Source organism: Stenotrophomonas sp. 86428_Sma (assembly GCF_056481585.1).
Genome location: NZ_CM151156.1, coordinates 2,037,062 through 2,050,998, shown reverse-complemented (window position 1 = coordinate 2,050,998; position 13,937 = coordinate 2,037,062). Strand labels below are relative to the sequence as shown.

The following is a 13,937-nucleotide window of genomic DNA, read 5'->3' as shown; positions in this document are numbered from 1 at the left end:
TGGAATGACACAGCCATTCCATGCAGGTCATGCCCCTACTCTAGCGCCGAACCGATGTACCGTTTCCTGCACACAGGCTGCGACCGAGTGACGCAGCCACGTCAGAGCTGTCGCCCCAGCAGCATGCCCGGCCAGCCATCCACACTGAACGGCGCGATGCGCGTGTAGCCGCAGGTCTCATAGAAGCGCACCAGATCACCGTTGCCACCGCCGTAGCAGTCCACACGCAGATGGTCGAGCCCGGCAGCGCGCGCCTGCTCATCGGCAAAGGCCATCAGGCGCCGGCCGATGCCACGCACGCGCGCATCACGCGATGCCACCAGTACCCGTACATACAGTTCCGGGCCGGTGGGCGCAGGCACATAGGGCATCGACTCGCCCAGCGCCAGGAACGCGCGCACGTCACCCTGCTCGTTCTGCGCCACCCATGCACCCGGCAGCGCGCACGCATCGGTCACCTGGGTGATCCGGCGCGGCATCGTGGACCATGGCTCACTGCCCCATTGCTGCAGGTTGCCGATCGACACGAACCATTCGATGACTTCATCGAAGAGCATCAGCACCGCAGGGGCATCGTCTACGTTGGCGCGGCGGATGTTCAAGATTTCCTTTCCTGCTTCAGTCATGTGCGCATTCCTTTCAACGCTTCAATCAATTGCGACGAGGATGCCGGCCAGCGGCCGGCACTGCCAGGGCTGGAAGTCCGTGAGCCGGATTTGACATGCAGGTATTTACCTGCCTATAGTCCACCCAAGGACGGCGCCTGTCCGCCCAAGCGAGGAACCTGTAATGGTCGATATCGCACACAGGGTCGGCATCAAGGCCCCTGCAAGCCAGGTGTACCAGGCTCTGGCCACCCCCGAAGGCGTCGCCGCCTGGTGGGCTGAAGACACCCATGGCGACCGCGTGGCCGGCGGGACGGTCAAGGTTCGCTTCACGAACAACGGCCAGGAAATCGGCGCCATGGAAATGAAACTTGAGCAGCTTGTTCCAGGCGAGCTCGTGCTTTGGCGGTTCCTCGCCGGCCCTGCCGAATGGATCGGCACCCACGCGCGCTTCCTGCTGAAGCAGGAGGGCGACTACTGCATCGTGCTGTTCACCCATGAAGGCTGGAAAGAGCGCGTCGAGTTCACCTCCCACTGCAGCACCAAGTGGGCGGTGTTCCTGATGAGCCTGAAGGCGCTGCTGGAAACCGGCAAGGGCCAGCCCAACCCACACGACGTCAGGATCGATAACTGGAATTGAAGACATTCCCATGGCGGTAGACAACGCGCGCAACACAGACAAGGTCTTCAAGGCACTGGCCGACCCCACGCGCAGGACGCTGCTGGACCTGCTCTGCGAAGACAACGGGCAGACGCTCGGCCAGCTCTGCGAGCACCTGGACATGGCCCGGCAATCGGTCACCCAGCACCTGGGCCTGCTGGAAGACGCCAACCTGATCAGCACCGTGCGCCGTGGCCGCGAGAAGCTGCACTTCATCAACCCGGTGCCCCTGCACGAAGTCTACGAGCGCTGGGTACGCAAGTTCGAGCAGCAGCGCCTGGGCCTGCTGCATGACCTGAAACGAGAACTGGAAGGAGAATGACGATGTCCGCAGAGTCCACCCGCTTCATCCACGTGATCTACATCGCCTCCACGCCGCAGAAGGTGTTCGAGGCCATCACCCGCCCCGAGATCGCCAGTCGCTACTGGGGCCACGAGAACGTCTCGGACTGGAAAACCGGCTCACGCTGGCAGCATGTACGTGCGAACGAAACGCGCTCGGTTGAACTGGTCGGCGAAGTGGTGGAAAGCACCCCGCCCTCGCGGCTGGTCATCACCTGGGCCGCCGCCTCGCAGGCCGAAAACCCGGATGCCTACAGCCGCGTCACCTTCGACATCGTGCCCTACCAGGACATGGTGCGGTTGACCGTCACCCATGACGAACTGGAACCGGGCAGCGGCATGGATACCGGCATCCGCGAGGGCTGGCCGATCGTGCTGTCGAGCCTGAAGTCGCTGTTGGAGACGGGCAAGGGCTTGGATGTGTTTGCGAAGCCGAGTTGAGCGAGCAAACACTTTCCGTTGGGGATTCGCCCGCCACACCTACTGATGCGCTTTGGCTACAACGCGTTTGACACCCAACTGATCGAGAGTTCTATCCAATCCACGGCTGTAGTCAACCACGTTCTTCTGGTATGCCCCCATCAGACCCGACATTTTCTCTCTATTCTGACGATCATCTTCAAGATGATCAATTAGCTCAACTTGCAGAATTTTCGCACCTTCCTTGTCGAAGACCATCCTGCTTATCGCAGCGCGCCGAATCGAATATTCGATAGCGTCCGCATGATCCTTGAAGTTATAGCTTTCGGTATCGGCCGCCAGCACATTGGAATCAGACGCCCCACTGAGATCAACCAGCTTCTTTGCTGCACCAGTTCCAAAGTAGCGCTCAATCTTAAAGTAATGGGCAATCAACTTCTGATTCCATTGGCGGTTGAACTCCATGTAATCCAGCCAAGGACCGTCTTTCACTTCCTCCCATCCCTTTCCGTCCGTCGCCCATTGCAGCTGCTTCAGGGCCAAGTAGCCTTCATTGAGGAGAACTACCGTTTCCTGGAAGGTAAGCTGGGCGCCTTCAGCGAATCTTTCAGCTTCGCTCTTCTCTGATATGTACGATTGCAGCATCAGACCCCCCCCCCCCAGAGTCAGGACAGAGCTGAGCACGGAAGAAACAACTGCAACAATTATGCTGGACCTTAGCGATACGTCGGACATCCTTGACTCCTGAATCGGTGATTCTGTGCGGATGAATCGCTTACACGATTGTCTATGATATCGACTGACCAGCGCCGGCTGAACGCCGCCCCCACGCTCACCCTCGCCGAACCCGTTTCCGACCGCACTCCGACGCCCGCCGCCACAGCATCGCCCGCAGGCATCCTTGGCGACCCTCGATGAGTGCTTCAGACGCAGATTCCCTGCACAGCAAAGTGGCGGCGGTCACCCTGTCCTTCTGGGTAATGAAGATCGCCGCCACCACCCTCGGCGAGACCGCGGGCGACCTGCTGTCGATGACGCTCAACCTGGGCTACGTGGCCAGCTCGGCCATCCTGCTGGCGATCTTCGCCGTCCTGCTGGCTCTGCAATTGTCGGCGCGGCGCTTCCATCCGGTGCTGTTCTGGTCGGTGGTGCTGGCAACCAGCACCGCCGGCACGACGATGTCGGACCTGATCGACCGCACGCTGGGGCTGGGGTACGCCACCGGCGCCAGCCTGCTCGCCGGCTGCCTGGCGCTGGTGCTGTTGGCCTGGCGCCTGTCTAAAAGTCGATCTCGGTCAGCAACATCGCATCGCGCCGCGCCGAGGGCTTCTACTGGACCGCCGTGCTGTTCTCCAACACGCTCGGAACCGCGCTGGGCGACTTCCTCGCCGACGATTCCGGGCTGGGCTTCACTGGCGCTGCACTGCTCATCGGCAGCCTCATCGCGCTTACCGCGCTCGCCACCCGCATCAAGGGCATCAACCGGGTCATCCTGTTCTGGATCGCCTTCGTGCTCACCCGCCCGTTCGGCGCCACCTTCGGCGACCTGCTCGCCAAGCCACTGGAAAAGGGCGGCCTGGGCTTCGGCACGGTCGGCTCGTCGCTGGTGTTGTTCACCATCCTCGCCACGCTGGTGGCCCTGCCGATGCTGCAGCGTAAGGTGCAGCCGGCCAACTAGCGCGCCGTCCAGCCCCCATCCACCGGTAGCGCCGTGCCGGTTATCTGCGCCGCAGCGTCCGAGGCCAGGAACACCACCATCTCGCCCAGTTGCTCGGGCGTCACGAACTGCAGCGAGGGCTGTTTCTCGGCCAGCAACGCGCGCGCGGCGGTCTCTTGATCCGTGCCTTCGCGCTCGGCCAACGCAGTGATCTGTTGCTCGACCAGCGCGGTCCGCACCCAACCCGGGCAGATCGCGTTGGCGGTAATCCCGGTGCCCGCATTCTCCAGCGCGGTCACCTTGGTGAACCCCACCACGCCGTGCTTGGCCGCCACATAGGCCGACTTATTCACCGAACCCACCAGCCCATGCACCGACGCGATGTTGATGATGCGGCCGGCGCCCTGCTGCTTCATATGGGGCAAGGCCGCCGCCGTTGCATGGAACACCGCCGAAAGATTCAGCGCCAGGATCGCATCCCACTTCTCTACGAGAAACTCGTCGATCGACGCGGTGTGCTGGATACCCGCGTTGTTCACCAGGATGTCGATGCGCCCCATCGTCGCAACAGCGTGCGCAATCATGTTCCGCACTGCCTCGCCACGGGACAGGTCGGCGCCATCATGCGCCACCCGCACGCCGAACTCGGCTTCCAACCGGGAACGGAGGCGCTCGATTTCCGCCGCATCGCCGAAGCCATTCAGCACGATGTCGGCACCCTGCCGCGCCAGCGCCGTGGCGATGCCAAGACCGATACCGCTGGTGGAGCCGGTGACCACCGCAACCTTTCCACTGAACATGGGCGAGCTTCCATCGGGCCTAGGCAGCCAGTGTAACGTCACCGGCCGCCGCACCCACCTCCTACGCGTCCACGCCCAATGAATACGCCAACAGGAACTCCCTGGCGTACTCATTCCCACCCTGCGCCGAAGCGCGGATCAGGTACACCGCACGTGGTACGTCCCTGGCCACACCCTTGCCATGGAACAGCGCCAGGCCAAACTCGTACATGGCCGACGGATACCCGGCCTCCGATGCCCGCTCAGAATGCGCGGCCGCCCGCGTGACGTCCTGCTCAACGCCGTCACCCATCAGCAGGCACAGCCCCATCGCGTAGATGGCCGGGATGTAACCCTTCTCTGCGGCTCGCTTGAGGGTCGCCAAGCTGTCCGCCTCGGCGTGTGCGTCGTCCTTGCCAGCAGGTATCGAATAAGAAAGGAACAACGCTTCGGCACAGCCACGCGCAAGAGGCGGAGCAGCCGCCGCGCCGCCGCAATGTCACCACGGTCGAGCACCGTGTCGAAGTCGGTCGTGAGCTGGGTGGGCATGTTCGTCATGGCGCAGGCGTCCTTCCTGTTCGCGGGCATCCGTTCGCCCCGCCGGCATTATGTCTGCACCATGCCAGGGTATTCCGCCAGCCCCACAAGACCGGGTGACCAGAAGACTCTCCGCGTCCATCGATGTTGGCCCTATAGTCAACGCCATCCACCCGAGGATGGCCCGATGAAGCCCTGCAACGCCCTGCTGCCCGCCACCCTGATCGCGCTGCTCGCCCCCGCCATCAGCCAGGCCGCGCCACCCGCTCAGCCCGCCACGCCGCTCACCACCGGCGGCGTGCGGCTGGATGTTGCCAGCGGCCGCGTCGAAGGCGATGTCTGCGTGTCCAACCTCCCAGCCGCATCAATGGGCTCATTCGCGCTCAACGCCGGCCTGAACGTCGCGCTGGTCACCGACGTTGACGGCAAGCCGGTAGGGTTCGATGGCTGGTACGACCCGGGCGTGGACGGCGAGGCGCGTGTCTACACTCTGGCCGAGCCCGCCGCCACGCTCTGCGTGCAGTACGTGGGCGCGTTCCCGCTGTACCCGAAGCACGACGCCCTGGACGACTTCAAAGGCATGATGGCCTTCAACGGCGACAGCGCCCGCTTCACCGAACAGTCCGCATGGTTGCCGCAGGCGTTCGACCCCAAGGCCCGCGTGCGCAGCAGCGAAAGCCGCTACGACCTGCAGGTGGAGTGCGCCGGCTGCCGCTTCCTGTATCTCAACGGCAGCCCGGCCATCGAAGGCGCGCGGGGCCGCTTCCGCAGCGACAACGCACGGCCGATCCTGCTGTTCGGTGGCAGCGGCCCGATCACCCGCACCGCGCAGGTCACGATCCTCAATGAGACCCTGCCCCCGGCCAAGGTCGATGCACTGTCCAGCACGGTGCAGAAAATAGCCGACGTGCACAGCCGCTACATGGGCGTGCCACTGGTCGACCGCCCCACCTTCCTGCGCATGGTCACGCTCAACCAGATCGAGCGCGACCGCGAGGGCAGCGAGTGGGGCTTTGCCACCTGGCCCACCATCGCCATGAGCGGCAGCATCGGCAACGTGGCCGATTCACTGCTGGCCGGTGGCGAGAACGCCGAGCGACGTGTGCAGTACATCGCACACGAAATGGGCCACTACTACTTCGGCACGCTGAACCGTCCGCAGGGCCCCTACTTCTGGGTGCTGCTGGAATCCAGCGCCGAGTTCCTGTCGATCAAGGCGCTGCGCGAGATCAGTGGCGATGCCGCGGCGGATCGCTACATCGCGCGACTGCAATCGGCCATCGAAAAGCAGGAGAAGCCGCTGCCCGCATTCGATGCCATCGATGGCAGCTCGGATCTGGGCGAGATGTATCGCTACGTCTATGCGCCCTTGCTGTTGCTCTCGCTGGAGAAGCAGGTGGGTGAAGCGAAAATGCAGGCCTTCATGCGCGGGCTACTGGCCGCGCCTTCGCCGAAGAACTGGGCGGAGCTGCAAGGCATTGCGATGAAGGCCGGCATCGATGCCAAGGCCTGGGAGCATTGGCGGGCAAGCTGTGTGGCCGGCGGCACGCCAAGCTGTAGATCCACGCCACGCGTGGATTCACTCCCTCAACGCCCGCACATCTGAATCATCCAGCACTCAGAAGAACAGACTCGCTCGCTCAACGGTCGCGAGCGGATTAGCCTTCCGCACCGCCTCCAGAAAGAGCAGAAAGTCGCGGTTGAACAGCGAAAGGTTGTTAGTGAACGTCACGCACTTTCTACCCGATGCTCTGCTGAAGCATACCTGCCAGACATAGCGCGCATAGATGACGTCGGACGTTCGAGTGACTGAGGTGATCTGCGAGAGCGGAACCGCCGTGGGTACCGGGCCCCGCCGCAGGTAAAAGAATTCTGTGTCGAAGAAGTAGTGCTCCCGATCCTCTTTGCCATCCACCATCACCAGGGTCATGGACGTGCCGGAAATCCGGCGAGGTGGATTCAAATGCAGCCCTGATCCCAAGGCAGAACGGACTCTCAGCGTCCTTCGCCGCTGAATGAACCAGATCGTCAGCAACGGAAGTGCCGCGAGGACAATGAAGCCTGCGGTCTTCAAAACAACCTCCAATGTGCTTGGCACACAGATCTCCAGGATGAACGTTCAGGCACTAACGACGCCCGAATAGGTCCACGCCACGCGTGGATGCTTCGGCTTCAACGCCCCATCACTTCCAATGATCCGGCCCCAGGAACGGCAGGCTCAACACAAACACCGGAACCGCCACAGGAATCAACGCCGCGCCCAGCACCTTGCCGGCCGCCGTCCCAACACCCGGCTTGTCCTCCCTCTCCGGCAGGATCCGCTGCGCCCGCGCACTGATCGGCTGCGCCAGCTTCCCCTTCTCCGCCAGCGCAGCGGCGTCCGGCAGCTTCACCCGCTCGCCATCGCCCTCGAACAGCGCGCTGTAATAGCTGCCGCCCTTCTTTGAAAGATTGCAGGCCCGATCAAACGCCAGCGCATAACGGCTCCGGTCCTGCGGCAGGTAGTAGCGCGCCCGCTCATCCACATACTTCGCCTCGCGCGGTAGCACTTCAATCCGCTCCAGCTTGAACTGCGCGGCCTGTTCCGGCGTCACCTGCTCCGGCCGCAGCAGCAGCGCATAGCTGCCGTGCACCTTGGCCTTGTTGGCCGGGTCGCGCCAATCCTCATGGAAGTACATCTGCGCGCAGGCCACCGCCTCGCGCAGCGGGCTGTCCATCAGCGCGCGGTACTCGCGGAACGGCTCGGCATTGAAACGCATCGGCTCTTCAAAGCGCGGCAGCAGATACAACTGGCCGTCGTCGGCCACGAACGCACCCGTGATCTCGCGGCTTGAGGCGTGCTCCTCCGGGCCACTGGCACAGCCAGACAACAGGCCAAGGCACAGGGCGGAGAGAATGAAGAAGGACGTTCGCATGTCGTGTTCGAGGGCTTCCCTGGGAAAACGGCCCCGCCCGGAAGGACGAGGCCAGCCCGTCATGGTGCCATGGCAGCCCCGCCGTGCCCAATCAATGCGACTCCACCACGCCCACGACGCGGTCAAACCTGCAGTTGCGCAGATCCTCACGACTCAACCAGAACGTGGCCTGGCCACAGTCACCAAAGACCAGATCAATCGCCGGGTCACACGCCAACTGCAGCAGGCAGACCGCGTCGCCCTCGCCTTCCACGTCGGGTACGATGCCGTGCAAGCGCGGTGCGTGCCCCAGCATCTGGTGCACGCGCGTCTCGGCGCAGCGCTTGCGGCTATCAGGCAACGTGCCCAGGCTTTCATCAAACGGCAGATGTTCGTCCTGCAAGTGGCGGTACATCAGTGCAGGAATGCGCGCGGCCGCAGCCGGCGAACCTGCCGCGTAGGCAACTGCCGCCAGCAGTCCCTTTGTGAACGCCCGGCCCATGCCCAGGTCGGTCAGCGTCATACGCTCGAAGTCGTCGCTGATCTGTCCGATAATCCACTCACGGAACGCCTCCCGCGTTGCATCATCCGGGGCTTCATCCAGACCAATGGCGGCGGCGCGCTTCACCCACGCGCGTACATCGGCGTAATCAATACCCCCGCGCTTGCCTGCACGCCGTTCATTGCCGATCACCCGTGAAAGGCGGTCAATGATGATGCCTACCTGGGGGAAATCGGTCTGATAGCGCAGCCATTGCACCGGAAAGGTCCACGCAGGTGACTTCGGGCGCTCCCATTCGGTGGCGGCGTCTGCACGCGGAAACAGGCCCGTGGCCGCCACCACCGCACCCAGCCGCATTTCGTCCCGGCGCGAGGGGTAGATATCGTAATACGGCCGATCCTCCTCACCCGGCGGCAGCTCCAGCTCGGCCGGCCAGGTATCCATGCGCCGCGCCACCAAGGGCCATTGAACATGCACGCACGGCCCATCCTCCTCAGGTAGCAGCCATGCGGGATTGCGGTGCGCATGGTCCGAGGGGCCTTCATTCAGAATCGGACGCATACCGTCCGGCAGCGCACGCACGTGCTGATCGACCGCTACCTCAGCCGCGTACAGTACACGCACGCGTTGCTGTGGTTCGTCCGTGTCCCAGATCTGCTCTTCGTCGTTCATGGCGAAAAAGAACAGCATGCCCTGCGAGGGCATATCGGGATCCACGCGTGGCAGCTCGGCGCAATCGATCTGCGCCAGGAAGTGCATCGGCGCCGCTTCGCCATAACTTTCCCCAACCGGCCAATCCATCCCATCGGGCAATTGCGGCAGACCGCCTAGACGGCTGCGAACCCTGGGGAATGCCGCCGGCGGGTAGAAACGCTGCAGCACCAGGGCCGGGGTTCGGTGCTTGGCGAAGAAGGCCTCAAGCACGGCTTCGGCATGGTGGTCGCGCTGGTCGGCGTGGTACATTGAATCTGCCTGAGCATCCATTTCAGTGACGTCCTTTTGAGTCTGGATCGAGCACCACAGGTATATCACCACCCGGCCTGCCTGTAGCGCCCGGCGATGATCCGCTGCCCAGCGCGCCAAAGTGCGCGTTGGTTGGCGAAATGAGCCAGCGGGTGCGGGCCGTGCGTCCTGGCCAAGGCCCAGGTCAGCCGCCCGGCAGGCCTTTGAAGAAGCGCCGCGACATAATCCGCATTTCCAGCATGCCGATTACGGCATCCGTGGCTCGCCGGCCCCTTCAGTCGTGCCGGCGCAGTCGGCATCGCAATTGCTGCCATGTCTGCCGCAATCGCCAAGCACTTTGCCCCGCTACTGGGGAACCGATGAAGAAGAATGCCCACTCTTGAAAGGAGAACGCGCAAATGAACGCTGATGATGTGAAGTCAATACCGATGATGGACCCGCTCGCGAACCGGCACACCGGTGGATCGAGTGCATCCAGACGCACCATCTACGTAGATCTTGATGGCGTAATGGCCGACTTCGACGCGGCATTTCCCGCTCTGTTTGGCCTGGACCACCGCGTGCTTGCCGACGATGAAATGTGGGGGCACATCAACAGCCACCCGTCATTTTTCCGCGACCTTCCGCCGATGCAAGGTGCAGTGGAGTTCTTCCACAGCATCCACCACTTGAACCCGGTGATTCTCACGGCCTGCCCGAAGTCGAACTATCCGCTCGCAGCCATGCAGAAGCGACAGTGGGTTCGTGAGCACCTGTCAGCGACCTGCCTGGTGTTGCCGGTGCTTGGCGGGAGGCACAAGCCTCTTTTCATGCACCAGCCGGGCGACGTTCTGATCGACGATTTCGAAGCGAACTGTGATGCCTGGACAGCAGCGGGCGGCGTGGCGATCAGGCACTCCGGCGATTGGGCCGTAACCCGTCACGCGCTTTCCGAGATAGAAGATCTGTCAGCAACAGCGCTCGTGGCGGGCTGATTCTTCCCGTAACGGCCACGTTGATATTTCCATGGATAGGCCGAGGAGCTGTCCCCGCGGCCCACAAGGCTGACGGCCTTCTTTCTAGAACCCGCCCTACTTCAACCGCTCCACCAACCGCTGCCCCACCTCCAGCGCCGAAGCCGGGTTCTGCCCTGTAATCAGCTCGCGGTCCACCACCACATGCCCGGTCCACGGCGTGGTATTGCTGCTGAACTTCGCACCCACCCGCTGCAACGCAGTCTGCGGGTAGAACTTCATCTCGCCGCCGCCCAGCAGCGGCTTGGCCTGTTCTTCTTCCTGGTTGCTGATCACCGTCATCTGGTAGCCGCTGTAGATCCACTTCGGCGTAGTCGGCATCGCACCCGCCTCCAACTTCGCCACGAAACCAACCGCATCCGGCAGCGTGGACAGCAGCGCGATCGGCCCGTGGCAGACCAGCGCGGTGGTCTTGTTGCGCTGGTGGAAGTCGGCCAGCAACCGGCCCAGCGCGGGGCTCTTCAGCAGGTCCTGCATCGGCGCGTGGCCACCGGGAATGTAGACCGCATCGAAACGCGCGTAGCCCTGCTGCTCGATGCGCGCCAGACTGACCACCGGCGAGGCGGTCGGCAAGGTCAGCGCCAGTTTCTCCAGCAGCTCCTTGTGCAGCGTCAGCTGCGCCGCATCGTTGCCGAAGTACGCCGGCGTCACCGAGGACGCATCCACCGTCGGCGCCCGCCCCTGCGGCGTGGCGAAGGTCACCTCGTGGCCCGCGTCCAGCAGCAGCTTGACCGGCTGCATCAGCTCGTTGAGATAGAAGCCGGTGGACAGCACCTTGCCGTCCTTCAGGTCCAGGTGGTTTTCGTCGGACAGCACCACCAGCACGTTGGCGGCCTGCGCGCCGGTGGCGGCCAGGGTCAGGGCCAGCGCTGCGGCGAGCCGGGTCATCAGGTTCATGGGGAGCTCCTATCGGGGAATGGCGGCCACTTTATTCATCGCCCCAGCGGCGATAAATTGGCCCCATCGCAAAACATCTGTTCCCCGGAGAGCCAAATGAGCCGCAAGTTCGACTACCTGGGTGATGTGGAGGTGTTCCTGGCGGTGGTCGAGCACGGCTCGTTCACTGCCGGCGCGGTGGCGCTGTCCACCACGCCCTCGGTGCTGAGCCGCGCGGTCACCCGCCTGGAAGCGCGGCTGGGCCGGCAGCTGCTGCAGCGGACCACCCGCCGCGTGGGCCTGACCGACGCCGGGCGGCTCTATCTGGAACAGGTGCGCACCGCCTTCAGCCTGCTGGACAACGCCGAGCGCGACGTACTGGCCCAGGACGGTGCGCTGGCCGGCCGCGTGCGCCTGAGCGTGCCCACCACCTATGGCCACTACCGGCTGCCGCCCGTGCTGGCGCGCTTTGCGCAGCAGTACCCGCAGGTGCAGGTGGAACTGAACATCACCAACCGCAACGTGGACCTGGTGGCCGAAGGCTTCGACCTGGCCATCCGCCTGGGCCAGCTGCCGGACAGCGGGCTGGTGGGGCGAAAGCTGGAGGATGCGCCTTTGGTGCTGGTGGCTTCGCCGGACTACCTGCAGCGCCGCGGCACGCCGCAGACGCTGGACGACCTGCAGCAGCACCTGTGCCTGCCGTTCGTGATGCCGCGTACTGGGCGGCTGGCGCCGTGGGTGTTCCGCGATGGCGGGCGCGACGTGGACTGGCTGCCGCGCTCGTCCATCGAGACCTCTGACGATGTGCTGGGCGTGGTGTCGCTGGGCGAACAGGGCATCGGCATCTGCCAGAGCTATGAGTTCATCGTGCGGGAGCGATTGCAGCGTGGGGAGCTGGTGGAGGTGCTGCCGCAGCTGCGCGGGAGATCGCGGCCGTTCTCGGTGATCTATGCGCCGCATCGGCGGCAGTCGGCCGCGGCGCGGGCGATGATTGAGTTACTGGTGGGGAATGTGGCTGAGGATCGCGTTGGTTGAAGCTGCGAGCTTGTTAACGGTGTCGGGTTTGAACCGCTTTTCGGCGTGTGCGGCTGATCGCGCGCCGTTGCTTGGCGGGGCGGACTAAGAACTGTTGCAAAGAAGGCTGTCGCGCTATTCGCTTGTGGCATGGGCGATTGCGCCACTTTGATTCGCCATCAGCAGAGCAGCTACGCGAATGCGTCTGCTGGCGTCGCGTGCTGCACGATTGGCGCGTGCAACAATAGTTCTTCGCTCTCGGATTCCGCGATTCCTTCGCGAATTTCTATTGGCATTCGAAGCGGCGGCGTAAACACCATGGCGCGCCACCGAAAAATGGTGGCAGCGGGTCTGCAAACCCGTGATGAGAGATGCACCTGTAGTTTGCGCTTGCCCGTCGGCACCGTCCTTAACCGGTGCCGGCGGGCAATCCGTCGGCCTGTATGGCGGGCGGTGCGTGGGGGTCTTCGGGCCCACCGGTCTATGGTGCTATTTCATCCCGGTTTGCAGCCACGCATCGTCCGCCCCCCTTTCGCGGTGGCGCTGTTAAGCACAGCCACGGAAGCCGACGCCATGAACGAAGCCGATACCTTTTCCTCGTACACCGTTGTTGAGCCCATCAACGACGACACTCCCCTCCCCGACCTGAACTCCCTGCTCGGCATCCTCAAGCGCATGCGCGGCTGCGAAGGAGCTGATGGGCATCCTTGGCCAGAAACCGATGTGTCACCCGGCCGCCGCGTGAGCCTAGCCAGGAGCGAGCGCGCGATGGTGGGGGCGCTAACGGTGCTGGAATTGCTGCACGCGGCGGACCGCTGCCGGGTAGCAGCGGAGCCGGAGCGGCATTTGGATGAGGGAGTGGTGGATGGGTTGTTTCTGGCTTGCAGGGGGCTGGTTGAGTGGGCTTGTCGGGAGGTTAGGCCGGACTGATTGAGCCCAAGCGAGCACACCAACAGCAGATCTGCTCGAGCGAGGTATGAGCCATCGTCCGCGTCTGGCCACACGTGGTCCGTAAACGCCGGTTCGGCCAGAACAGGTGCAACTTGCGCGTCCCGATCCGTGGCTGCCGCACGCGGCAATCGCTCACCAGCGCCAGTGCTTTGGTCTCGCTGGCGCGTCGTCGTTGATGCCGGCACCCCGCTTGATAGAACGCCTGTCGACTGATGCCGAAATGGCGGCAAGCCCTTGCCACGCTTACGCCTTTGAGGCGCCCTTGCGTGAGGACTTGCCTGAAGGCTTTTTTACGATGCGCACCCCGTAATCCTCTTTGAGGACATCCACGATGGCTTCGAAAAGCTGTGCTTTCTCGTTGGCCTCCCGCAACTGGACCTGCAGGGCCTTGATCTGTTGTTCCGGCGTCAGCGGCGTGGCCGTCCACTTTTGGGAGAAGTCGTCATGGGGGCAGATGATGCACCACCTGACCAATCCTGCCGACCATGGCGGCGAAGCCACTTCAGAACCGTGCTGCTGCCTTGGATACCGTATCGCTCCTGAGCCTTCTTATAGGTCAGTTCTCCACGCTCGACCTGATCGACCACGGACAACTTGAAGGCCAGCGAGTAATCCCGCTGACTGCGCCTGATTGTTGATTTCATTGAACATTCCTTTTCCAGAGGGAAAAGGTGTCAACCCAATTCAGGACGGGTCAGACACGAAATTTAGGACCAGCGATGT

Annotated in this window: 16 protein-coding genes and 2 pseudogenes; 8 read left to right on the top strand and 10 right to left on the bottom strand. The window is 63.4% G+C overall.

Translation table 11 applies throughout. The annotated features are described in order from the left end of the window. Positions 1-101: 101 nt before the first annotated feature. Positions 102-626, bottom strand: coding sequence for a GNAT family N-acetyltransferase (locus ACZK3J_RS09490; protein ID WP_049462067.1), 525 nt, complete (start codon positions 624-626; stop codon positions 102-104). Positions 627-789: 163 nt separating this feature from the next. On the opposite strand from ACZK3J_RS09490, the gene ACZK3J_RS09485 reads away from it, so the two are divergent. The 3 genes from ACZK3J_RS09485 to ACZK3J_RS09475 are packed head-to-tail and all read left to right on the top strand — an operon-like array spanning position 790 to position 2,049. Further along, entirely contained in the window at positions 790-1,245 is a 456-nt protein-coding gene (locus ACZK3J_RS09485) for an SRPBCC family protein (protein WP_049399066.1), read from the top strand. A 10-nt stretch (positions 1,246-1,255) separates the two neighbouring features. After that, positions 1,256-1,588, top strand: coding sequence for an ArsR/SmtB family transcription factor (locus ACZK3J_RS09480; RefSeq protein ID WP_132809957.1), 333 nt, complete (start codon positions 1,256-1,258; stop codon positions 1,586-1,588). A gap of 2 nt (positions 1,589-1,590) precedes the next feature. Next, complete coding sequence (locus tag ACZK3J_RS09475) at positions 1,591-2,049, top strand: SRPBCC family protein (protein ID WP_277779063.1); 459 nt, start codon at positions 1,591-1,593, stop codon at positions 2,047-2,049. 39 nt (positions 2,050-2,088) lie between these two features. On the opposite strand, the gene ACZK3J_RS09470 is transcribed toward ACZK3J_RS09475, so the two are convergent. Continuing rightward, positions 2,089-2,763: a hypothetical protein gene (locus ACZK3J_RS09470; RefSeq protein WP_478476806.1), complete on the bottom strand. Its 675-nt coding sequence runs from the start codon at positions 2,761-2,763 to the stop codon at positions 2,089-2,091. 179 nt (positions 2,764-2,942) lie between these two features. On the opposite strand from ACZK3J_RS09470, the pseudogene ACZK3J_RS09465 reads away from it, so the two are divergent. After that, a pseudogene (locus tag ACZK3J_RS09465) lies at positions 2,943-3,706 on the top strand (COG4705 family protein). On the opposite strand, the gene ACZK3J_RS09460 reads toward ACZK3J_RS09465, so the two are convergent. Together ACZK3J_RS09460 and ACZK3J_RS09455 are read right to left on the bottom strand one after the other, a co-directional pair. Continuing rightward, on the bottom strand, positions 3,703-4,485 hold the full coding sequence (locus ACZK3J_RS09460; protein WP_134951169.1) for a 3-hydroxybutyrate dehydrogenase: 783 nt from the start codon (positions 4,483-4,485) through the stop codon (positions 3,703-3,705). The pseudogene ACZK3J_RS09465 and the gene ACZK3J_RS09460 sit on opposite strands and share 4 nt — an antisense overlap. A gap of 61 nt (positions 4,486-4,546) precedes the next feature. Continuing rightward, positions 4,547-4,849: a tetratricopeptide repeat protein gene (locus ACZK3J_RS09455; protein ID WP_478476804.1), complete on the bottom strand. Its 303-nt coding sequence runs from the start codon at positions 4,847-4,849 to the stop codon at positions 4,547-4,549. Between the two features lie 339 nt (positions 4,850-5,188). Here ACZK3J_RS09455 and ACZK3J_RS09450 point away from each other — a divergent pair, with 339 nt between their 5' ends. Next, positions 5,189-6,607 (top strand): M1 aminopeptidase family protein, encoded by a 1,419-nt coding sequence (locus tag ACZK3J_RS09450; protein ID WP_134951158.1) that lies wholly within the window; start codon positions 5,189-5,191, stop codon positions 6,605-6,607. A gap of 12 nt (positions 6,608-6,619) precedes the next feature. On the opposite strand, the gene ACZK3J_RS09445 is transcribed toward ACZK3J_RS09450, so the two are convergent. The 3 genes from ACZK3J_RS09445 to ACZK3J_RS09435 all read right to left on the bottom strand — a co-directional run bounded on the left by ACZK3J_RS09445 (position 6,620) and on the right by ACZK3J_RS09435 (position 9,360). Further along, positions 6,620-7,075, bottom strand: a complete 456-nt coding sequence (locus ACZK3J_RS09445) for a hypothetical protein (protein WP_277779066.1) — start codon at positions 7,073-7,075, stop codon at positions 6,620-6,622. A gap of 109 nt (positions 7,076-7,184) precedes the next feature. Next, positions 7,185-7,916: a hypothetical protein gene (locus ACZK3J_RS09440; RefSeq protein WP_134951157.1), complete on the bottom strand. Its 732-nt coding sequence runs from the start codon at positions 7,914-7,916 to the stop codon at positions 7,185-7,187. Between the two features lie 91 nt (positions 7,917-8,007). Further along, a complete protein-coding gene (locus ACZK3J_RS09435) occupies positions 8,008-9,360 on the bottom strand; it encodes a YwqG family protein (protein WP_478476801.1) in 1,353 nt (450 codons plus the stop codon). Positions 9,361-9,758: 398 nt separating this feature from the next. Here ACZK3J_RS09435 and ACZK3J_RS09430 point away from each other — a divergent pair, with 398 nt between their 5' ends. Further along, entirely contained in the window at positions 9,759-10,334 is a 576-nt protein-coding gene (locus ACZK3J_RS09430) for a 5' nucleotidase, NT5C type (RefSeq protein WP_134951155.1), read from the top strand. A gap of 96 nt (positions 10,335-10,430) precedes the next feature. Here ACZK3J_RS09430 and ACZK3J_RS09425 read toward each other — a convergent pair whose 3' ends face one another. Next, positions 10,431-11,270: a type 1 glutamine amidotransferase domain-containing protein gene (locus ACZK3J_RS09425; protein ID WP_134951154.1), complete on the bottom strand. Its 840-nt coding sequence runs from the start codon at positions 11,268-11,270 to the stop codon at positions 10,431-10,433. Between the two features lie 96 nt (positions 11,271-11,366). Here ACZK3J_RS09425 and ACZK3J_RS09420 point away from each other — a divergent pair, with 96 nt between their 5' ends. After that, positions 11,367-12,284, top strand: coding sequence for a LysR family transcriptional regulator (locus ACZK3J_RS09420; protein ID WP_478476799.1), 918 nt, complete (start codon positions 11,367-11,369; stop codon positions 12,282-12,284). 552 nt (positions 12,285-12,836) lie between these two features. Next, a complete protein-coding gene (locus tag ACZK3J_RS09415; protein ID WP_134951152.1) occupies positions 12,837-13,193 on the top strand; it encodes a hypothetical protein in 357 nt (118 codons plus the stop codon). A 264-nt stretch (positions 13,194-13,457) separates the two neighbouring features. Here the strand turns inward: ACZK3J_RS09415 and ACZK3J_RS09410 are convergent, their stop codons facing one another. Continuing rightward, positions 13,458-13,715, bottom strand: a complete 258-nt coding sequence (locus ACZK3J_RS09410; RefSeq protein WP_277779073.1) for a hypothetical protein — start codon at positions 13,713-13,715, stop codon at positions 13,458-13,460. After that, positions 13,682-13,858, bottom strand: a pseudogene (locus ACZK3J_RS09405) (IS3 family transposase); the annotation flags it as partial. The gene ACZK3J_RS09410 and the pseudogene ACZK3J_RS09405, both read right to left, overlap by 34 nt. Between the last annotated feature and the right edge of the window lie 79 nt (positions 13,859-13,937).